At 45.8% G+C, this 21,123-nt stretch carries 16 protein-coding genes; 11 read left to right on the forward strand and 5 right to left on the reverse strand.

What is annotated here, in order from left to right; all coding sequences use genetic code 11:
* Window positions 1-79: 79 nt before the first annotated feature.
* Window positions 80-832, reverse strand: a complete 753-nt coding sequence (locus PGH26_RS02290) for a hypothetical protein (RefSeq protein ID WP_323692419.1) — start codon at window positions 830-832, stop codon at window positions 80-82.
* A gap of 770 nt (window positions 833-1,602) precedes the next feature.
* Window positions 1,603-2,520, reverse strand: a complete 918-nt coding sequence (locus tag PGH26_RS02295) for an NADP-dependent oxidoreductase (protein ID WP_323692420.1) — start codon at window positions 2,518-2,520, stop codon at window positions 1,603-1,605.
* 133 nt (window positions 2,521-2,653) lie between these two features.
* Here PGH26_RS02295 and PGH26_RS02300 point away from each other — a divergent pair, with 133 nt between their 5' ends.
* The 5 genes from PGH26_RS02300 (at window position 2,654) to PGH26_RS02320 (ending at window position 8,557) form a co-directional block, all read left to right on the forward strand.
* Window positions 2,654-2,839: a DUF4177 domain-containing protein gene (locus PGH26_RS02300; protein ID WP_323692421.1), complete on the forward strand. Its 186-nt coding sequence runs from the start codon at window positions 2,654-2,656 to the stop codon at window positions 2,837-2,839.
* Between the two features lie 604 nt (window positions 2,840-3,443).
* Window positions 3,444-4,706: a group II intron reverse transcriptase/maturase gene (gene ltrA / locus PGH26_RS02305; protein ID WP_323691043.1), complete on the forward strand. Its 1,263-nt coding sequence runs from the start codon at window positions 3,444-3,446 to the stop codon at window positions 4,704-4,706.
* A gap of 284 nt (window positions 4,707-4,990) precedes the next feature.
* Window positions 4,991-5,788 (forward strand): DUF3100 domain-containing protein, encoded by a 798-nt coding sequence (locus PGH26_RS02310; RefSeq protein WP_323692422.1) that lies wholly within the window; start codon window positions 4,991-4,993, stop codon window positions 5,786-5,788.
* Entirely contained in the window at window positions 5,788-6,240 is a 453-nt protein-coding gene (locus tag PGH26_RS02315) for a hypothetical protein (protein WP_323692423.1), read from the forward strand. Before PGH26_RS02310 ends, PGH26_RS02315 begins: the two co-directional genes overlap by 1 nt.
* Before the next feature lie 628 nt (window positions 6,241-6,868).
* Complete coding sequence (locus tag PGH26_RS02320) at window positions 6,869-8,557, forward strand: methyl-accepting chemotaxis protein (RefSeq protein ID WP_323692424.1); 1,689 nt, start codon at window positions 6,869-6,871, stop codon at window positions 8,555-8,557.
* A 59-nt stretch (window positions 8,558-8,616) separates the two neighbouring features.
* Here the strand turns inward: PGH26_RS02320 and PGH26_RS02325 are convergent, their stop codons facing one another.
* Window positions 8,617-10,323 carry a methyl-accepting chemotaxis protein gene (locus tag PGH26_RS02325; RefSeq protein ID WP_323692425.1) on the reverse strand — a complete coding sequence of 569 codons (1,707 nt, stop codon included), beginning with the start codon at window positions 10,321-10,323 and terminating at the stop codon, window positions 8,617-8,619.
* A gap of 281 nt (window positions 10,324-10,604) precedes the next feature.
* Here PGH26_RS02325 and PGH26_RS02330 point away from each other — a divergent pair, with 281 nt between their 5' ends.
* Complete coding sequence (locus PGH26_RS02330; protein WP_323692426.1) at window positions 10,605-12,299, forward strand: methyl-accepting chemotaxis protein; 1,695 nt, start codon at window positions 10,605-10,607, stop codon at window positions 12,297-12,299.
* A gap of 285 nt (window positions 12,300-12,584) precedes the next feature.
* Here the strand turns inward: PGH26_RS02330 and PGH26_RS02335 are convergent, their stop codons facing one another.
* A complete protein-coding gene (locus PGH26_RS02335; protein WP_323692427.1) occupies window positions 12,585-13,127 on the reverse strand; it encodes a GbsR/MarR family transcriptional regulator in 543 nt (180 codons plus the stop codon).
* 195 nt (window positions 13,128-13,322) lie between these two features.
* Here PGH26_RS02335 and PGH26_RS02340 point away from each other — a divergent pair, with 195 nt between their 5' ends.
* From PGH26_RS02340 to PGH26_RS02355, 4 genes are read left to right on the forward strand one after another with little or no spacing between them, the layout of a single operon-like run.
* The gene (locus PGH26_RS02340; RefSeq protein ID WP_323692428.1) at window positions 13,323-14,585 is read left to right on the forward strand and encodes a quaternary amine ABC transporter ATP-binding protein; all 1,263 of its coding nucleotides are present in this window, start codon (window positions 13,323-13,325) and stop codon (window positions 14,583-14,585) included.
* A complete protein-coding gene (locus tag PGH26_RS02345) occupies window positions 14,578-15,429 on the forward strand; it encodes an ABC transporter permease (RefSeq protein WP_323692429.1) in 852 nt (283 codons plus the stop codon). Before PGH26_RS02340 ends, PGH26_RS02345 begins: the two co-directional genes overlap by 8 nt.
* Window positions 15,426-16,328: a glycine betaine ABC transporter substrate-binding protein gene (locus tag PGH26_RS02350; protein WP_323692430.1), complete on the forward strand. Its 903-nt coding sequence runs from the start codon at window positions 15,426-15,428 to the stop codon at window positions 16,326-16,328. Before PGH26_RS02345 ends, PGH26_RS02350 begins: the two co-directional genes overlap by 4 nt.
* Before the next feature lie 55 nt (window positions 16,329-16,383).
* Window positions 16,384-16,557, forward strand: coding sequence for a hypothetical protein (locus PGH26_RS02355; protein ID WP_323692431.1), 174 nt, complete (start codon window positions 16,384-16,386; stop codon window positions 16,555-16,557).
* Window positions 16,558-16,967: 410 nt separating this feature from the next.
* Here PGH26_RS02355 and PGH26_RS02360 read toward each other — a convergent pair whose 3' ends face one another.
* The gene (locus PGH26_RS02360) at window positions 16,968-17,894 is read right to left on the reverse strand and encodes a nuclease-related domain-containing protein (RefSeq protein ID WP_323692432.1); all 927 of its coding nucleotides are present in this window, start codon (window positions 17,892-17,894) and stop codon (window positions 16,968-16,970) included.
* 395 nt (window positions 17,895-18,289) lie between these two features.
* Here PGH26_RS02360 and helD point away from each other — a divergent pair, with 395 nt between their 5' ends.
* Window positions 18,290-20,515, forward strand: a complete 2,226-nt coding sequence (gene helD / locus PGH26_RS02365) for an RNA polymerase recycling motor HelD (protein WP_323692433.1) — start codon at window positions 18,290-18,292, stop codon at window positions 20,513-20,515.
* The last annotated feature ends 608 nt before the right edge of the window (window positions 20,516-21,123 follow it).

Raw genomic sequence — 21,123 nt, forward strand, 5'->3', positions numbered from 1 at the left:
CCCTCTAGTGTATGACGGACGAGTTCGAACGGGCGTGTGATTCGCATAGAGATGGAAGGTGAACTAAGGTGGACGGACATCAGAATTGGAACAATCTCAGAATTTCTCCGATGGCAGTATCTGCAATGAACGCAGCAAGAAGTATGGAAGCAACCGTAGTGACGGCAATATAAAAGAGGATCCCGTAAAAACTATCGATGGATTCAGGTTCATTGAACAGGATTTTACAGATTGTAATTAAAGGGATCAGGATGAATGCGATGAAAATAGCAATTGATAGAAGAATGGCGGATAGAGTAAAGGAATGGACGAATGTGAGCAGCAGACTTACAGCGGAAAGTGCAATGGGGATGGCATAGAATCCACCTAGTTTTCGAGTGAGTTCCGAGAACGATTGTTGGATTGAAAATAGTTTGGCAGTACTTGTGACTGCGACAAGATTCACTGCGACAACGAGTATGAAGAAAATACTTAAGTAGAGAACCACTTGGAAAAAGGATGGACTCAGAGTGATGAGGCTTGCCGGAAATGCTGCATAGAAAGCGGCGGACGTAAGAAGGACGAAAAGCAGAATGCTGAGAATGCTGTTTTGCAATGAACCGCCAGTCGATTGAAAGTGGCCAGAGGGTGATTTGAGTTGTTGAAATAGGAAGTGGGTGAAATTCTTCGCGTCTGTTTTCAATTTTTCGAGAGAGTCATTAGAGGACGCAGTCGATACTTCTACAGCGGTCGTTCGTTTGCGAATCGCGGAAAACGAGTTCCCGCATACCGCACAAAAGTTTCCGTCAAGTTGCGAGTGGTTGCAAACTGGACAAGTTTTAATGAGGGTCACTCCTTTTTTAGTGGTGGGTGTTGATGGGTACATGGCGTAAGGGGAGGAAAGTTCGACTTTGTAGATGGTATGTGTGAGGGGGAGGGAATAGAAAGGAAATGTGTGGGGATGTGGATTATTGGAGAGGGATAGCTCGCGGGAAGTGGGGGAGGAGGTATCCGCCGCATGGCGTGGGGAATCGGCCAGACTGGGAGGGAAATCGGCCACGTGGCTAGATAAATCGGCCAGATGCAGAGGGGAATCGGCCACATAGAGACAACAATCGGCCACATGGGGCAATGAATCGGCCAAAGCGCACAATTCAAGTGCTTGAAGGGATTAATTGGTGGCGCTACGCTTGATTTAGGGAGGAATAGAACGCTGGAAGGGAGGGATAGTAATTTGTCCGACACTTAAGTTGGGTTGATCATCACCGAGGGGAGAATGTCCGACACGTAGGGGAGTTTCTCCATCACATCGGAAGATTTCTCCGACACCCAGCGAAGTTTCTCGATAACGGGGCACAATTCAATGACTTTAAGAGATTAATTGGTAGTGCTGCGCTTGTTTTAGGTAGGGCTAGAACGCTGGGAGATAGTGATAGTAATTTGTCTGCCACTTAAGACGGATTGACGTTCACTGCGGGTAGAATGTCCGACACGTAGGGGAGTTTCTCCATCACATCGGAAGATTTCTCCGACACGCAGCGAAGTTTCTCGATAACCGGACACAATTCATCCTTAAATGGGCGCGAGAAACCCCCATTCCGCGTTGCGAAATAGGGGTGGATTTTAATCTAACGTCAGTACTAATTTCCCGCGAGCGTGTCGCGTTTGAGTTTTCTGGAGGGCCTCTAGTCCTTGCTCAAATGGATAGGTTTGTTCGATGACGAGCTGGTATGTACCGTCTGCGATCTGTTGGATGAGCGCTTCGATTTCATCTCGGACATCCGCCTTATGGGGAACGAATGCAGCTGTTATGCCGCGTTCCGGTTCGATGCGGTCGCCAGAAATGGTAATGACGGTTCCGCTGTCTTTAACGACGTGCATACTTTCAGTTCCTGTGCCTGGCTGGATGGCAATCGCTGCGTCGACACCGCCAGGCATCCATTCGCGGATTTCATCTGCCCAGTTCGGATCACGATAATCCACAGTTTTATCAGCACCAAGCGATTTCATGTAGTCGTGGTTTTTAGGAGAAGCGGATCCCGCCACTTTCCAGCCTCGTGCTTTGGCAAATTGAATTGCGAATGTCCCGATCGCCCCGGAAGCACCGGCGATGAATACCGAATCGCCTTCATTCAAATGGAGTGCAGTGAGCGCTCGCATAACTGTATTTCCTGCGACGGGAACTGCTGCCGCTTCTGCAAATTCCATACTTTCGGGAATCGGCAGGATGAGCGAATCTTGCTGGACCGCTGCGTATTCCGCCCACGTGCCGCCTTTAGGCTGCATCATACTGACGAATGCGATGCGATCCCCTTTTTGAAAGCGCGTCACCTGGCTCCCGATTTCATCGACAACCCCTGCTGCTTCAATTCCGATTGGGTAGGGATAGCTGATCTCTTGAGGAAGAAAATACGAGTCATGGATTCCGACGCCGACAGCTTTTACACGAACGAGTAATTCATCATCATTGATGGAAGGAATCTTCACTTCCTCAAGCGCAATATCATCTGGTGCGGCACTGCGTTTAACAAATGCTTTCATGCAGAATGCAACTCCTTTTGAGATTTTAGTAAATTCAGTATATCATAACGTTATTGCCAGAGTCGTAATGAGGATTCTAGCATTTTGATTAAATTACTTTCAAAATCTGAGTGTCATAAAAGGAGGATGTTGTATGTACACATATAAGGTCGTGACCATTAAGAGCAGTTGGAAGGGTGAGCCTAAAGAGGATGAGGAGCAGGTGATAAATGAGCATGCTGCTCAAGGATGGCGGCTGCATTCCATCATTCCGTTTTCTTCGACTACAGGAGGGACTACTGATTTAAAGCTGATTTTTGAAAAGGAAGCTAAACTTTAATCGACATCTGAATGTTTTGAGCTTATCTGTGAATGACAGATAAGCTTTTATTAGTGTGCCCAGCATGGGCGTAATCTATAGGGTGCAAGTCCCGAACTGTGAAGGTAGAAGTAACAGTTAGCTTAACGCAAGGGTGTCCATGGTGACGTGGAATCTGAAGGAAGCGAGCGGCAAACCTCTGATCTGAGGAACACGAACTTCATATAAGGCTAAGTACAATTGGGTGAGTTTGCTAAACAAAACAAAGCCCTTTCTACCGAAGGTTGTACGGAGTAGATGAAGCAGATAGGTGGAGGGAAAGATTACGTTCTTACCTGGGGAGGTCTGACTGATACGTCAAGTACTCTTGATAACCTATCCAGTGATGGATAGCTGAACAGTCAGAAGTCAGCAGAAGCCATAGTACCATTCTGACTCGAGAGGAATGGGAAGGGCTGAACGATTAAGAGAGAACAACATCTTGGCATTCAGTAAACTGCGATGAACACAGATAACCGTAAAGGCATACTTGAAGGAGGATATGGTGAATTCCATGGGGGACTTCAAGATGGTAGAGCAGAACTGGCATAAGAAGAACCGTTGTTCACGGAAAGAGGCGTGACGAATGTTGATGGAGCAGATACTATCACGGGAAAATCTACTTTCTGCCCTAAAAAGGGTAGAGCGAAATAAAGGTAGCCATGGTGTGGATGAAATGCCCGTACAAAACCTACGAACGCATATCGTGAAGCATTGGGAGTCCATGAAAATGGAACTGTTAGAGGGAACTTATGAACCGCAACCAGTCCGCAGGGTCGAAATCCCGAAACCTGACGGTGGCGTGCGATTATTAGGCATCCCTACTGTGATAGACCGGCTCATTCAACAAGCGATTGCCCAGATTCTCACTTCGTTATATGACCCAACGTTTTCAGACCATAGCTATGGCTTTCGTCCAAAACGAAGCGCCCATGACGCGGTAAGAAAGGCGAAAGGATACTTAACAGAAGGAAATCGCTGGGTAGTCGATATAGACTTGGAGAAATTCTTCGATAAAGTGAACCATGATCGACTCATGGGGACACTGGCGAAACGGATTCAAGATAAACGTTTACTGAAGTTAATCCGTAAATATCTGAAGTCAGGCATCATGATACATGGCGTGGTGACGAATAGTGAAGAAGGGACACCACAAGGTGGTCCACTTAGTCCTCTACTTTCTAATATAGTCTTAGATGAATTAGACAAAGAATTAGAAAGAAGGGGTCACCTATTCGTCCGTTATGCCGATGACTGTAATATCTATGTGAAAACAGAGAAAGCAGGGCGTCGGGTGATGAACTCTGTGACTTCATTTATTGAAGCGAAACTGAAGTTGAAAGTGAATGGAAATAAATCCGCAGTTGACCGTCCCTGGAAGAGGAAATTTCTTGGTTTCAGCTTCACCGTTGGTAAAGAACCTAAAGTTCGTATTGCCAAAGAAAGTGTTAAACGGATGAAGAATAAAATCCGTGAGATTACTTCTCGGAAGAAACCTTACTCGTTAGAGTATCGGATGAAGAAACTCAACCAATATCTGATGGGATGGTGTGGATATTTCGCTCTGGCAGATACGCCAAGTGTGTTTACTAAATTCGATTCGTGGATTCGAAGAAGACTACGCATGTGTATGTGGAAGGATTGGAAGAAACCCAGCACTAAAGTGAGGAAACTCGTAGGATTAGGTGCCCCGAAAGGGAAAGCTTATGAATGGGGGAACTCTCGGAAAAGTTACTGGAGAATTTCTAAAAGCCCAATACTACACAGAACCCTTGGGAACTCCTACTGGAGTTCCCAAGGGCTCAAAAGTCTAATATCTCGTTACGAAACTTTACGTCAGCAATCTTAATTGAACCGCCGTATACCGAACGGTACGTACGGTGGTGTGAGAGGTCGGGAGTTAATCACTCCCTCCTACTCGATCGTTTTGAATAACATTTTCTGTTAACGCTTTAATAGGATAAAATATTTCTTCCTTTTAACTGAATTATCTAGTATACTGCATATCATAGATTTTATTGAGCAGGCCATTTAGTGTCTTAATTACTATCAGTTTAATCAGAAAATATACGCGGATAATGAATCGGAGAGATGACGATTCGGCTTCGAATAGGCGAAGGGGGAAAAGTGACTATGCAAGATGGAAATACGGCGATGGGATTATGGAAAGATTGGCGATTACACGCAATTGTACTGGTGATTGTTATCGTGACAGAATTAATCGGAACGTTCAGCATTAAAGTCGGCCCTGGGGTTGTGCTGCTGCTACCAATGTTATATGCATTAATCATAGGAATTATCTTGTACTTTACGCCAGCTGTGAAAGCACGGCAGTCAATGAATGCAGAGCCGATCATTGTGCTGGGTGTTTCGTTATTGCTTGCGAAAATCGGCGTAATTATCGGACCGTCGCTGCCGGAAGTCATTGCGGCGGGACCGGCACTTTTGCTTCAGGAGCTTGGAAATCTCGGGACGATTTTGATTGCGCTGCCAGTTGCGATTTGGCTTGGCATGAAGCGTGAAGCGATCGGGATGACCCACTCGATTGGACGAGAGCCGAACGTGGGCTTGATTATGGATAAATACGGAATGGGGTCGCCGGAAGGCCGCGGTGTCATGGCGATGTATATTTTCGGCACGGTATTCGGTGCTGTGTTTTTGGGGTTGCTCTCAGGATTACTCGCTACGATTACACCGCTCAGCCCGCTATCGTTTGCGCTGGCTTCAGGAGTCGGAAGCGGAAGTATGATGGCGGCAGCAAGCGGTTCATTGATCGCCGCATTTCCGGATCTTGAAACGCAGATTATTGCGTTCTCAGGAGCGAGTAACTTGCTCTCCTTATCGACCGGTCTATGGGTCAGTATCTTCATTGGACTGCCGCTCACCGAAAAAATGTATGGGTGGATGACTCGGAAGAAGGAGGGGTATTGATGCTGAAGAATATTCAAGAATGGGTGTTGTTATTGGTCATTGTAGGCGTCAGCGGTCTTGTCGGGAACTGGGTAGGCTATGATGTCTTCCCGCTAACTGCGCTTCCTGGGATGGCAGTTTTAATTGGGATTTGCTTGGCAGGTTTCATTTTAAAAGAGATCATCCCGTTGAATTTTCCGAGCATCGCCTACATTTCAATCATTGGAGTGGTCGTGTCGATGCCGTGGTTTCCAGGGTCTGATAAAGTTGTAGAATGGACGACTCAAGTTCAGCTGCTTGCGCTGACAACGCCAATTCTAGCGTATGCGGGGATTGCAATCGGCCGTTCATGGTCGGATTTCGTCAAGCTTGGCTGGCGGACGTTGATTGTCGCAAGTCTTGTGATGATCGGAACATTCCTCGGTTCGGCGGTCATTGCAGAGATGATTTTAGGTTTCCAAGGGATTATTTAATAGAGTGAGGAAGGCCCAGTCGCGTTTGTGCGGCTGGGTCTTTTTAATTGGGGAAGGTGAATCGGCCATATGAAGCCCTGAATCGGACATTTGGCGGTGTGAATCGACCATATGCGCAGAGGAATCGGCCAAATCCAGCGTATAACCGGCCACATGGAAGAATGAATCAGCCACGGCACACAATTCAAAAAGATTAAGGGATTAATTGGCAGCGCTGCGCTTGAATGTGCGGGCTATATCAGCTGGCGCGGCTTAATCGGCCAGATGAAGCCCTGAATCGGACGTTTGGCGAGAAGAATCCGCCGACCATTGAGAGAAATCGGCCAAATCCAGCATAGAATCGGCCATACAGAAGAATCAATCGGCCACGGGCCACAATTCCACGATGTTAAGGGATTAATTGGAAGCGCTGCGCTTGAATGTGAGGTCAATATCATCTGGCAATGCTAAATCCACCAGACCCTAGCAAACTAAAATTAATCAAAACGTCCTATGCTGAAATATAGTATATTACTAAAATGGTAGTGACTTTGTACCTCGGTAAGGATATAATTATTCATTGTAATGAAACTTATGTATGTGTGTATATTGTACTGTCATCACTAGATAGAAGGAGAGTAACATTATTATGAAAAGAAGAGTTAAATTTAAGAGCATTAGAGCGCGACTTTACTGGTCGTTTGGTATAGTGATGCTCCTAGTGCTTGCGTTAGGGTTTTTTGCGTTGAATTCCATACAGAGGGTTAACGAAAATACCAAGACCTTGATTGAAAAGGATACAAAACTAGTTGCTGCCGATTTAAGGCTGGCGAGTACGATGGCTGGGAGTATATTAGCTGTTCGAGCGTATTTGTTGTTGGGAGATCCTCAATATAAAGAAGAATTTGAGATGTTAGATGACTATGGTGCGAACCTTCGAGAAGAGGTTGAAAAAATTGGAGGAGATCTTGGAGATATCGGTGAAAGGACATCGAAATGGAACGAGATGCTGTCCACTGATGTTATTGGGATGTATGACGCCAATCGCAAAGAACGAGCGATTAAGAACTTGGAGAGCTTATCAAAAGAAAGTACGGAATTGATTGCAGAATATCATAAAATTGCGGATCGGCGTGAGAAACAAACCGCTTCTCGCGGCGATGAAATCATTCACAGTGGAATCATTACATTGAGATGGGTTTTTGCAGTGTCAATTCTGACATTGATCGTAAGCGGGACCGCATCTGCTTTGACGACAGCAGCCATTACGAAACCGATTATGCAAATTAGAAACCGGATGCAATCGATTGCCGGTGGGGATTTAAGTCAGGAATCTCTCGAAATTCTTTCTGAAGATGAAGCCGGGCAGCTTGCGGTCGCGATGAATGAGATGAGTGACAACACACGTAATATGCTGAATCGCATCAATGATGTGTCATCCTCCGTTTCGGCACATAGTGAAGAATTGACGCAGTCCTCGACTGAAGTGAATCAAGCTTCTGCGCAAATCGCAGTGACGATGCAGGAATTGACATCTGGAATCGAAAGTGAAGCCAATACGGCCACTGATTTGGCGATGGCGATGGAACGGTTTGTGGAACGCGTCGAAAGTGCAAATGAACGAGGAGAAGCGATTCAAAAAGCTTCTGAGAACGTCATGGAACAGACGGTAACTGGATCGGCTTTAATGGAAACATCTACAGAACAAATGCAGCGAATCGATGCGATTGTCCAAGAAGCGGTAACGAAAATCAAAGGGTTGGATAGTCAATCGCAAGAGATTTCGAAACTCGTCGTTGTCATTAAGGACATTGCAGATCAGACGAATTTACTGGCGTTGAACGCGGCGATTGAAGCAGCTCGTGCGGGTGAGCATGGTAAAGGGTTCGCGGTTGTCGCGGAAGAAGTGCGTAAACTGGCTGAACAAGTTGCTGTTTCTGTGACAGATATCACTGGCATTGTCGGGACGATTCAGCAGGAGTCCAGCAGTGTAGCAGGATCCCTTGAATCCGGATATACAGAAGTGGAAAAAGGGACTGCTCAATTATTGACGACTCAAGAGACATTCGCTGAAATCAGTAATGCTGTGAATAAAATGTCAGAGGATATCGGAATTATTTCGGAGAACCTTTCTGAAATTGCAGCAGGCAGTGAAGAAATGAGTGAGTCAGTAGAAGAAATCGCGGCAATTTCCGAGCAATCTGCTGCTGGCGTACAAGAAACATCCGCTGCATCCCAACAGACCAGCAGCTCCATGGAAGAATTAGCAGGCAGTTCTGCACAACTAGCAGTGTTAGGACAAGACTTGAACGAACTGGTGAATGAATTCAAATTGTAAAATGAATGGTTACACGTAAAAAAGCAGCTTCTCCAAAACTGGAGAGGCTGCTTTTTAGGTTAATTCAAATGAGTCATGAGTTCATCCAGCAATCGCAATACTTCTGTGGATGCTTTTTCAATTTGCTTGAGATCGTTTTCTGCAGCTTGTAAATTGCCTTGCCCGTAGTGTACAGCGGCTGACTTGGCAAACTCATGGACATCTCCATGATGCTGATCGAGTTCTTTATACGCAGGAAGGTGTCCGAGCGTTCTTGCAACATCCTCATTCGTGTACCATTTTCCAAGCCGGCAGCCCAATTTGGAGCCGACATCTTCAGGACGGATTGTTTCCAAGCCGAGCAGCATGTTGTAAATACGCCATTTCCACAAAATATGATCTGCTTTTGACAGCTGCAGAAGCGCTCGTGAAGACAACTCTGTATTGGTTGCTGCAACAGTATTGAGCCGGAACGCATTGAGTTCTTGGCTTAACTCATATACAGCATTGGATGTGCTTGTGCTGAAAGTATGAATGTTTTCCTGGTTTTTGTTGATGTGTCCCATTCGGCTCGCGATTTGGTCAATCGACAGTGCTTGCTGTTCAGAAAGTGCAGCTGTATTCGTAATGTCTGCATGAATCTCTTCAATTGCATTGACAATCGAGTGGAGCATGGTCAGAGATTCGTTCGCTTCATTTGTAGCACTATGGATGGATGAAGTCGTTTCCGTAATGGAAGTCGATACATCATTTGCGTACGTTTTTAAATATGAGACATTATCGGATGCCACGTCGAGTGCCGCAACCGTATTTTCAGCAAGTTTTCGGACTTCCTGTGCAACGACAGCGAACCCTTTTCCATGCTCGCCTGCCCGCGCAGCTTCAATGGAAGCGTTGAGTGCAAGCAAATTTGTTTGGTTTGCGATGCTGTTAATCAGCTCGACGACTTGTTCAATATCGGTGACACGCTTCTGGAGTTTGGCAAATGTATCTGAAATTAATGTAATTCCTTGCTCTGTCTGCAGAATTTGGCGTATCGCACGTTCGATTGTCTTTTTACTATCGGATGCATATTGGACGGAATCGGTTGTTTTTTCTGAAATCCGGGCAGATGTTGTCGCGACCTCAGCGATTGACATGGTCATTTCTGCAGTAGCGATTCCTGAAGCTAAAAGTTCCTCGCTTTGACGTTCGATATTAAAGATCAGGTCTTTCATATACATGATCTTGGCATTTGAATCGACTAATCCCGTAATCTCACTGACAATGCGTTCGAGTGATTGCTGCTCGTAATATTCCGAGGCAAGTTGCAGTTCGACTGTCATTGCGGCATTGAAAGATCTCATCTTTTCGAATGATTTTGATGGTTTGAAGTTCGTTTGCTGCAAGATTGCAGTCTGGACGATAAATCCGAATTCGTTCATCACAGCCATTACCCGGCCACTATCAAAGCTGTGCGCATACAAGAGGTCGTAAAATTCATGAGCACGGTGAAGGTAGTCTGCGTCACGTTCGCTGTTAAATAGATTTTGGACATATTGCTCAATCTCTGATGAGCATTGTTCACTTGAGAAACTTTCGTTCGAGTCGTTTAGCAGTCTCTTTAACGTATCTGCCAATGAGAAAGAAACAGTGTTTAACTGTTCATAGATTTGGTGTAAGTGGTGCAGGTCAAGTTCTTGGAAATGGGCAAAACTGAGTTTGGGTTGCAACAATCCGGGCGCGTGGAAATCTGTCCCGCGTGCAAAGGGATCGTCTATCTGGAATTTTTGGCGCAATGTAACCATTCGTTAGCCTCCTAATAGGTCAATGTATTTAGTATAGTGTTTGTGAATTAAGATTACAAGGTCATGTTTTATGTCTGCATTAGTATATTGAAATAAGGTATTTAGTATTAATTAATGAAGATTGAAAGGAAATAAATAGGGGTGCTCCTTTTAAAATAAAAAATATTAAAAAAACGTTAAAATTAGTGACTTTAGTCCTTTTTGGAGGTATAATTACGAAGGATTTTATACCATTAAACTATTTAAAAGTGATTCGTGGGAATCAGAAAAGGGAGAGCGTTATGAAAAAAGGATCAGGTTTTAAAAGTGTGAAAAGCAGATTACTAGCGTCGTTTGGGGTAGTTGTACTGCTCGTCATCGCGTTAGGTGTGTATACGATAGTGTCGGTCAATCAGGTTAATCAAAAGACCCAAGAGATAGTGGAGACAGATACGCAGTTAATGGCGATTGACTTAAAGCTTGCTAATACGATGGCGGGCAGAATGTCAGCGGTTCGTGCTTATGTGTTATTTGGAGATGAAGCCTATAAAGAAGAGTTTTTTACGCTGACGGAATCAGGTAAAGAGCTCCAGGCCGCAGCTGAAAAGTTAGGTACGTCGGGTGAATTTGGTGAATTAGTTGATCAAATGATTAACTGGCGAAAAAAGCTTACGACTGAAGTAATCGATATGTATGATGCCAACCGCAAAGAACGTGCAGCGAAAAACCTGGATGACTTGTCTATAGAAGGCAATGAGTTGATTGCCAAGTATCATGAGATTGCAGATAAACGGGAAAAACTTACGAATACCCATGGAAAAGAAATCATTTCAAGCGGAAAAGAAACGCTGACGTGGATTGCTGTCGTATTGCTGCTGGTTCTTGTGATCAGCATCGGTGCTGCGCTATTTACGGCACGTGTCATTACGCTGCCGATTAAGCGGGTAATGGAACGTATGAAGCTGATTGCTGATGGGGATTTAAGTCACGAACCGCTTGCTGTAACTTCAAGAGATGAAGTAGGGCAATTAGCTGCGGCTACGAATGAAATGAGTGAACACACGCGAGAGATGCTACGCCATATTAATGACGTTTCTTCATCCGTTTCAGCACACAGTGAAGAGTTAACTCAGTCTTCGACGGAAGTAAATGCGGCGTCACAACAAATTGCAGTGACGATGCAAGAACTGACTTCAGGAATTGAAAGTGAAGCGAACACGGCAACGGATCTGGCCATGATGATGGAGCGTTTTGTAGAACGCGTTGAAGATGCCAATCAAAAAGGGGATGCGATTCAGAAAACGTCACTAAACGTGCTGGATCAGACGGCGAACGGATCTCGATTGATGGAGACGTCTACTGAACAAATGCAGCGGATTGACGCAATTGTCCAAGAAGCCGTAACGAAGATTAAAGGGTTGGATGTCCAATCTCAAGAGATTTCAAAACTTGTTGTTGTGATTAAGGATATTGCGGATCAGACGAATTTGCTTGCGTTGAATGCAGCAATTGAAGCAGCACGTGCGGGTGAACACGGCAAAGGGTTTGCAGTGGTCGCAGAAGAAGTACGTAAACTGGCGGAACAAGTTGCTGTTTCTGTGACGGATATTACAGGCATTGTTGGAACGATTCAGCAAGAGTCCAGCAGTGTTGCGGGGTCACTGGAGTCCGGTTATGAAGAAGTGGAAAAAGGAACTGCGCAACTGAAGACGACCCGAGAGACGTTTGGTGAAATTAGCAATGCGGTGAACAAGATGACTGAGGATATCGGCATCATTTCTCAAAATCTCGGAGAAATCGCAGCAGGCAGTGAAGAAATGAGTGAGTCCGTGGAAGAAATCGCGGCCATTTCCGAACAGTCTGCAGCTGGTGTACAAGAAACCGCAGCTGCATCAGAACAGACAAGCAGCTCAATGGAAGAAGTGGAGGGCAGTTCATCACAACTCGCTCAGCTTGCTGAGAATTTGAATGGATTGGTACGGCAATTTAAGTTGTAAGGGAACTGATTTGGAAAATGGCTCACCCGCTGAATACTGCGGGTGGGCTTTTTGTTTGTACTGGATAGTTATGATGTGGGAAGGTTCTCGATCAGTTGAGTGGAGTTGTCTGACATTGGGGGTGGATTGTTCATCAGATATGAGAGTTTCTTCATCACATTGCAAGATTTCTCCGACACCTAGAGAAGTTTCTCGCTAACGGGACACAATTAAGCTATGAAACTGCGTCACTTGCAGTCAGTTATGCAAAAAACGACATCTTCGCTTGAGAAGATGTCGTTTTTGTTAGTCCTCTTCCAGTCTGGGAACGAGGTCGAATATTTTTTGGTCTTCGAATGCATCGATGAGCCGGTCGAGCCAGTCGTAATATTCGCGGATGTAAAGCAGTTTTTCAATATCTGACTCAATTACTGAGAGAAGTTCATCAGTGATGTCGTCAGCTTTTTTTAGTTCCTTTAGTTCAGCAAGTGATTTCCGAATTGCAGCTGTATGCAGTGAAACAGCTCTTCTCCATTTGACGGTGAACATATCGACGAAAATCTGATACCAGTCGTCTTTTACTTCATATAAGTCTTTTCGGACACCGCGCTCCCACACACGTTCAACGAGTTTAGCTTCTGAAAGTGAACGGATCGATGTACTCATGCTCGTTTTACTCATTCCGAGTTCTGCGGACATGTCATCTAAAGTAAGCGGACGGTTTTCAAAAAACATCATACCGAATTGTCTTCCTGCAGAAGGCGGAAGTCCATAAAGATGGATGTTTTGTGCAATCGATTCGGTAATTCGCTTACGAGACTTCTCTAGTTTTTCGTACGCATCCATCATGGATGAGCCTCCTTGTGATGAAGAAATTTCATCAGTCTTTGAACACTTCAGTATAGCTTAGAACATCGGAAAAAGAAAATCAATCATTATGTACAGAAAAAACTGTACGTACGATATATAAAGTAAATCATTTGTATTACAAACAGATTACAGCTATACTATGAAACATCGTAATTAGTGAATCGGGGGGTTCGTATGGAAGAGGCAATTAGAAATAAGAAAATTGAAGTGAGAAACGCGTCGAAAATCTTCGGGAAATCGAGCAAGCGCGCGGCTCAACTTCTTAAAGAAGGCAAAACGAAGAAAGAGATATTGAAAGAAACAGGTGCGACCGTTGGTGTTAATAACGCAGCATTCGATGTACTCGATGGTGAAATATTTGTCATCATGGGCTTGTCGGGAAGCGGAAAGTCTACACTCGTGCGCCTGCTGAACCGGTTGATAGATCCAACATCTGGCCAGATTTTATTGGACGGAGAAGATATTGTGAAGATGAATAAAGAGCAGCTTCGCAATGTTCGCCGGAAGAAAATCGGAATGGTGTTCCAGAACTTCGCGTTGTTCCCGCATCGGACGATTCTGGAAAATACGGAGTATGGACTTGAGATTCAAGGAACTGCAAAAGAAGAACGCAAGAATCAAGCGATTGAATCGCTGCGTCTGGTCGGACTGGCGGGCTATGAATCTCAATATCCGGGCCAGCTGAGCGGCGGCATGCAGCAGCGGGTCGGGCTGGCTCGAGCGCTTGCAAACAATCCTGACATTTTACTGATGGATGAGGCGTTCAGTGCACTCGATCCATTGATTCGTAAAGATATGCAGGATGAATTGCTTCAGCTGCATGAAGATATGGGCAAGACCATCATCTTCATCACCCATGACTTGGATGAAGCGCTCCGGATTGGCGATCGAATCGCACTCATGAAAGATGGGGAAATCGTACAAATCGGTACTCCCGAAGAGATTCTGATGAATCCATCTAATGACTATGTCGAGCGTTTCGTCGAAGACGTGGACCTGTCAAAAGTACTGACAGCGAACCACATTATGAAGCATGCGGATACGGTTCAGATTGACAGAGGACCGCGTGTTGCGCTTCGTCTAATGGAAAGTCTGCGAATTTCATCGATTTATGTAGTAGATAAAGGCGGTCGGCTAATGGGTGCGCTGACTGCTCAAGATGCAGTGACTGCAGCAGAAAAGAATTTGAAAATCGAGGACGTTTTGATCAAAGATGTCATTACAACATCGGGCGAAAGTGTTCTGACGGAGCTCTTTGATATCGTTTCGACGGCAACGATTCCTGTTGCAGTGGTCGACGAAAAGAACCGTTTGAAAGGGATTATCATCCGCGGTGCCATGATTGGTGCGCTTGCTGGTGACAATCAGTTCATCAACGAGAATGGTGAAATTACAGAGGACGAACAGCTTGAAGCGGAGGTGACGGCACATGAATGAGTTATTACCGCGCTTACCGTTCGCAGATTGGATTGATACCGGTGTTGACTGGCTGGTGGATGTAGCTGGACCGTTGTTCGATGGAATTGCGACAGGACTTGAAGCCACAGTCGAAACGTTTGTCGACATCATGGACTTCCCGCCGTCGATTTTATTGGCAGTCATTTTTGCATTGCTCGCTTGGTGGTTCTCGACGAAAAAAATCGCGTTGTTTACGCTGATCGGCTTTCTCTTCATTGACTACCTAGGGTATTGGTATCCGATGCTTCAAATGCTCGCGCTCGTTCTGACTTCGGTCGCAATCGCCATTATTATCGGGGTGCCGATTGGGATTTGGATGTCGCAGCAGTTGATGGCACGCAGGATTATCACGCCGATTCTCGACTTGATGCAAACGATGCCGGCGTTCGTGTACTTGATCCCGGCAATCTTCTTCTTCAACATCGGTGTCGTACCAGGTCTTGTCGCATCGATTATCTTTGCGATGCCGCCGACAATCCGGTTGACGATGCTCGGCATTGAGCAAGTTCCGAAAGATTTGATTGAAGCTACAGAAGCATTTGGTTCAACGACGTGGCAGCGCTTACTGAAAGTGCAGATCCCGCTTGCGAAGCCGAATATTATGGCGGGTGTGAACCAGAGTATTATGCTTTCACTATCTATGGTTGTTATTGCGTCAATGGTTGGTGCACCAGGACTTGGAACGAAAGTGTATCAAGCTGTTACGCAACTAAAAACCGGTGTAGGTGTTGAAACGGGTGTCGCAATTGTACTCGTTGCCATCATTCTGGACCGTATAACGCAACACGCAGGACGATCTAAACAAGGGGGAAAAGAATCATGAATTGGACAAAGAAATTAGCAGGAATCAGCGCAGTATCACTACTGGCATTAGGGCTTGCAGCATGTGGGGATGACGATGCAAGCAAGGATGGTAATTCTTCGGATAAAACAGCTGGAGAAATGGTAGATTACAAAATCACAGGAATTGACCCGGGTGCTGGAATCATGGAAGCAACAGACCGTGCCATCAGTGACTACGGGTTAGATAAGTGGGAACTAACGACTGGATCTGGTGCTGCGATGACAGCTGCATTGAAGAAAGCAGTTGACAAAGAGGAGCCGATCATCATCACAGGCTGGTCTCCGCACTGGATGTTCACGAAATATGATTTGAAATACTTGGATGATCCAGAAGGCTCGTATGGCGGCGCGGAAGAGATTCACACAATCGGCAGCTTGGATCTTGCGAAAGACAAGCCTGAAGCACACCAAATTCTTCAAAACTTCAAGTGGGATGAAGAAGACATGGGTGAAGTGATGGTGGCAATTATTGATGGAGAAGATCCAGCAGATGCCGCACAATCTTGGATTGACGAGAACCAAGACAAAGTAGATTCATGGACGGAAGGCGTGGATAAAGTCGATGGCGACGAGTTCACATTCGTTTATGTCGCATGGGATAGTACGGTTGCCAGCACGAACGTTATGGCGAAAGTGTTGGAAGACCAAGGCTACAAAGTGAAAATGTCTCAAGTTGAAGCTGGACCAATGTGGACAGCAGTGGCAGATGGCAGTGCAGACGCATTGCTCGCAGGCTGGCTGCCAGTGACTCACAAAACATATGCCGAGAAATATGATGGCAAGTTCGAAGATGTGGGCACAAGCATGGAAGGCGTGAAGATTGGATTGACGGTTCCCGAATATATGGATATCGATTCGATTGAGGATTTGAAGAAGTAATAGAGGTTTTAGGGAATCCCCGCTGGCTGATTGGATTGGCTGGCGGGGGTTTTTTGTGTTCCGCGAGGGCAGGGGGGCAGGAATCGGCCAAGTTCTGTGGGATATCGGCCACATAATAGGTGGAATCGGCCGTATGGCGCTAAGAATCGACCATATCTCTTGTGAAATCAGCCACATAGCCGGTGGAATCGGCCGTATGGCGCTAAGAATCGGCCACATGTGGAAATGAATCAGCCGAAGGACACAATTCCGCCTGGTTAAGGGATTAATTGGTAGCGCTTCGCTTGTTTTCAGCAGCGACTTCCTGCCAACAGCGGTAATCGGCCATATCTCTTGTGAAATCAGCCACATAGCCGGTGGAATCGGCCGTATGGCGCTAAGAATCGGCCACATATAACGAACAATCGGCCACATGTGGAAGTGAATCAGCCAAAGGACACAACTCCGCGTGGTAAAGGGATTAATTGGTAGCGCTTCGCTTGTTTTCAGTAACAACTTCCTGCCGCCAGCGGTAATCGGCCGAATCTCAGGTGAAATCGGCCACATGTGGAAGTGAATCAGCCAATGCAAGAATTCAACATGGCGTTGGTAATGGCTAGCATAAAAACTACAGTGAGAAAACTAAGAAAAGCACACAAATTACGTGTGCTTCACGAAGTTAGAAGTATATGTTCGACCGCGATTATTCCCGCTAGGAATCAGTCCCATCTCTGTGATTAGACGTAACGCAGATCGGGGACTTTTCATCTCGAGAAATGTTCGGAATGATTTGTTTGAAAGTGGTTCATCGATTAGCAAAAACCAATCTTGAATCGCTTGTCTATGAGCATCCATGGAATAGGTTTTACAGACAGAACAATACCAGCCCTTTCGACCTTTTCGCATCCCTAAACGATTACAGCCTGGACATTCAACACCGCCTTTAATTTCAAAAGGTTGGATATTGAATTTCGCGCAAATGGACTTAGGGGTATATTCTTTGTGTGCGTTCAGCAAAGATTGCGTGAGTCTTAAAAGATCATTTTTAGTCATAATGGAGGTACCGGTCAGCAAGCGTCGGACATGTTGCGGAACAAGTCTTGGAAACAATGTTGGGATTTCAGTGGGCGGAAGCGTAATCCGTTGTTTCGCATAAGCGAGCACAACGCATCCAAAAACCGGAAGATGAATATCTCTTTGGAGCAGCCAATCTTCAAAAAGCTGACATGTATTGCTAACTTGTGCTAGCGGGCTAAGGAATCCGCTAACTGTGCCGTTATCTGCTATACGAATTAATTGTGGCGGATTATCTCGTACGGAAAGGTCTCCGGCTATATTTTTCACTTCACATATTAAAGCGAATTCAGTCGTAAGCAGGAGAGTGTCAATTTGAAATAGTGAACTAGAGGAGAGGGATAAGTCATTGAGGATGCATGTCTCGTCAGGGAATCGGTAATTTTTTAACACGCGATCCAATTCTTGTTCTCCGCCAAATCCAGCATTCATATTCATGAGTTGTGCTTGGATTTTGGGGAAGGCGGGGTGTTGTGCGGATATTCTTCTAAGGGCGGCGTTCAGCCCATCCATGAGGATAGGTGAAGTTCTTTCCTTTACTATTATTGCATTCACTTCCTTTCGAGTAATAAATTAATAGTATCATACTATTCAGATATATGGAACGCAGGAATCATTAGGTTGTCTATTACATTAGTTGTTGAAGGGAATCGGTCAAATCGGAAGGAATATCGGCCATATAACAGAAACAATCGGCCGTATAGCTCAGAGAATCGGCCAAATCTGATGAACAATCGGCCATTCGCTAGAATGAATCGGCCACAACATGGGATACAGAATTTTCCGTCATTTACTGTTGCGCTTCGCACTTCTGAATGGTACAATCACCTTCTGTTTCAAATTTCCCCAGTATCATTTCTATATCCGGAAACGACAGGACAAATTCTAGGAAAGCGGAGGATCTGTACATGCAGAGACACCCTGATTTTGAGTTTGAGGCTGAGCGTCTGGACTATACGGTGCATTACATGCGACGGCTTTTGGAAGAGTCGCAGCGTGATGTCGACGCCTCTCAAGAACAAATTCGTCACGCGATGGCGGATTTGGATTATTTGGATTCCAGTATGAGCTACATTAACATCCTCACGAACACACGGTTTTTCGAAATGGCGAGGTCCCAGAAAGAGACGTTTGAAGCTATCCAGAAGAAGCCGTATTTTGCGCGCATCCACTTTCAGCCTAATGATGAAAAAGACCAATTTCTGTATATCGGCAAGACATCGGTGTTTCATCAGGAGACGCAAGAACCTATCATTGTCGACTGGCGATCGCCTGTCGCGAACGTATATTACGATGGGCGTTTAGGCGACATGACCTACGATGTCCGCGGTGAAGAAGTGAGCGGTCATCTGCATTCAAAGCGGCAATATCAGATTGAAGAGGGCGAATTGCTCGATGTCCGGGACATTGACCTCACCACGAATGATGAGTTGCTGCAGGAAGCGCTGGCTGGAAAAGCGGATGTGCGATTGACGGAAATCATCTCGACAATCCAGTCGGAACAGAATGATATTATCCGCGCGAGTTTGCGTAAGCCAATCATCGTACAAGGGGCTGCAGGCAGTGGAAAGACGACGATTGCATTGCACCGTATTTCTTATTTTCTTTATACAAAAGGAACGGATTTCCCCGCTGAAAAATTGATGATTCTCGCACCCAGTAAATTATTCATGGACTATATCGGGGACGTGCTTCCCGAGCTCGGCGTGGGCAGTATTTGCCAGACGACGTTTGAGGAATATGTGCTAAATGCGACAGGTTTGAAACTGAAATTGACCGATACGAATAGCAAATTGGAAAGATTAGCGTCATCGGATTCATTGGATGAACCGACAATTGCCATTGCGAGGATGAAAGGGTCTGAAGCGTATCGGACCATCATTGCAAGGTACGTGAAAAAACTGGAGCAGCAGACAGTCGCACTTTTTGAAGATGTATTCATTGAAAACTATCGAATCATGGGTACGAAGCGATTGCGCAAGCTGTTCTTGGAAGACTTTTGCTACTTGCCGATTGAAAAGCGGCTGGAGCGAATTAAACTAATCATGAAATCTGAAGTGACGCGCAAACGCAAGCAACTCTATCAGCTTTTATCAGATAAATATGAGGCCGCACTTGATAAAGCGCTATACGGCATTCGTGACGATGAAAAACGCCGGGCTCGGATCACGCGCATCATGGACGAGCGCGATGAGCGGCTTCCGAAGATTGAGAAGGAAGGCAAGCAAAAGGTTGCTTCCTATATGAAGAGATTTAAAAAGTTCAACGTGAAGCAATTGTATCGGAGTCTGTTGACGGATTCCGGCTTGCAAACAGAACTTGCGCCAGAGTGGTCGGAAGCGTTCAAGGTTTCGTTCCGGGAAGTCCATGTGAAAAACACGTGGGAAACAGAGGATTTAGCTGCGCTTTACGATTTGCATGTACAGCTGAAAGGCATCGAGAGTGAATGGAAAATGCGTGTTGTTTTCATTGATGAAGCACAGGATTACAGTGAATATCAGCTGGCGGCGCTGCATGACGGACTTGAGACGGAATTGTTCACGCTGGTCGGCGATTTGGCGCAAGGAATTCATAGTTATCGGGCGCTGACGTCATGGGATCTGGTGAAAAAAATGCTGCCGACCGCTACGTATACGACATTGCAGAAAAGCTATCGGACTACGATTGAAATCATGAATTTAGCAAATCAAGTACTTGCACAAATGGAGGAAGATTTGCCTCTGGTTGAGCCCGTCGTCCGGCATGGAATCGAACCTGTATTTTATGAGATGAATGAATTGGACGTAAGCCGAGTGAGTGAAATCTATGAAACGATTGTGGGACGAGGTCATCGATCTGTTGCGATGATTTGCAAAACGAATGCCGAAGCGAAGCACCTTTTTAAAGTGTTATCCGAGGGTGGCATGGCTGTCCAACTGCTCGATGACCAAAGCGACATCGACGATTCCCGTATGCTGATTGTGCCAAGTGTTTTGTCGAAAGGACTGGAGTTTGACGCTGTCATTGTGGCGGCATTTGACGATCCGTTTCGGGATTCACCAATTGACCGCAAGTTGCTGTATGTCGCGATGACGCGGCCGATGCATGAGTTGCATGTGCTGGGAAATGCAGCAAAAGAAGTATTAGGCAAATAAATGCTAGAATCCCGCGAGCGATGGATGCGCTGCGGGATTTTTTGTGTGGTGGTGGGCGGGATCGGCCAAATCTCAGCGGAAATCGGCCGCATAACGGGAAGAATCAGCCACACGCCGCCAAGAATCGGCCAAATCTAGCGAACAATCGGCCGCAGGGGAGAATTAATCAGCCTCGAGACACAACTCACTGGCGTTAAGGGATTAATTGGTAGCGCTGTGCTTGTTTCGTACAGTGTCCGCACGCTGACAAATGGAATCGGCCAAAACTCAGCGGGAATCAGCCGCATAACGGGAAGAATCAGCCACACGCCGCCAAGAATCGGCCAAATCTGACGAACAATCGGCCACATGGGAGAATTAATCAGCCCCGGGACACAACTCACTGGCGTTAAGGGATTAATTGGTAGCGCTGCGCTTGTTTCGTGCAGTGCCCCCACGCTGACAAATGGAATCGGCCACATTTAAGCGGAAATCGGCCGCATAGCGGGAAGAATCAGCCACACGCCGCCAACAATCAGCCACATAGCCGAAACAATTAAGCCCGAGCCACAACTCCCTCCATCGCATCCTTTGAAACTCTTGTCGAAATTTGGTGTAATAGGAGTAGG

The organism is Sporosarcina jeotgali, from assembly GCF_033304595.1.
Lineage (GTDB): Bacteria > Bacillota > Bacilli > Bacillales_A > Planococcaceae > Sporosarcina > Sporosarcina jeotgali.

What these genes read in the sequence shown, in the direction of transcription:
- PGH26_RS02340 (WP_323692428.1), top strand. Translation starts at nt 13,323, where the DNA reads ATGGAAGAGGCAATTAGAAATAAGAAAATTGAAGTGAGAAACGCGTCG.
- PGH26_RS02350 (WP_323692430.1), top strand. Translation starts at nt 15,426, where the DNA reads ATGAATTGGACAAAGAAATTAGCAGGAATCAGCGCAGTATCACTACTG.
- PGH26_RS02310 (WP_323692422.1), top strand. Translation starts at nt 4,991, where the DNA reads ATGCAAGATGGAAATACGGCGATGGGATTATGGAAAGATTGGCGATTA.
- ltrA (WP_323691043.1), top strand. Translation starts at nt 3,444, where the DNA reads ATGTTGATGGAGCAGATACTATCACGGGAAAATCTACTTTCTGCCCTA.
- PGH26_RS02320 (WP_323692424.1), top strand. Translation starts at nt 6,869, where the DNA reads ATGAAAAGAAGAGTTAAATTTAAGAGCATTAGAGCGCGACTTTACTGG.
- PGH26_RS02325 (WP_323692425.1), bottom strand. Translation starts at nt 10,323, where the DNA reads ATGGTTACATTGCGCCAAAAATTCCAGATAGACGATCCCTTTGCACGC.
- helD (WP_323692433.1), top strand. Translation starts at nt 18,290, where the DNA reads ATGCAGAGACACCCTGATTTTGAGTTTGAGGCTGAGCGTCTGGACTAT.
- PGH26_RS02335 (WP_323692427.1), bottom strand. Translation starts at nt 13,127, where the DNA reads ATGATGGATGCGTACGAAAAACTAGAGAAGTCTCGTAAGCGAATTACC.
- PGH26_RS02345 (WP_323692429.1), top strand. Translation starts at nt 14,578, where the DNA reads ATGAATGAGTTATTACCGCGCTTACCGTTCGCAGATTGGATTGATACC.
- PGH26_RS02360 (WP_323692432.1), bottom strand. Translation starts at nt 17,894, where the DNA reads ATGGATGGGCTGAACGCCGCCCTTAGAAGAATATCCGCACAACACCCC.
- PGH26_RS02330 (WP_323692426.1), top strand. Translation starts at nt 10,605, where the DNA reads ATGAAAAAAGGATCAGGTTTTAAAAGTGTGAAAAGCAGATTACTAGCG.
- PGH26_RS02295 (WP_323692420.1), bottom strand. Translation starts at nt 2,520, where the DNA reads ATGAAAGCATTTGTTAAACGCAGTGCCGCACCAGATGATATTGCGCTT.
- PGH26_RS02315 (WP_323692423.1), top strand. Translation starts at nt 5,788, where the DNA reads ATGCTGAAGAATATTCAAGAATGGGTGTTGTTATTGGTCATTGTAGGC.
- PGH26_RS02300 (WP_323692421.1), top strand. Translation starts at nt 2,654, where the DNA reads ATGTACACATATAAGGTCGTGACCATTAAGAGCAGTTGGAAGGGTGAG.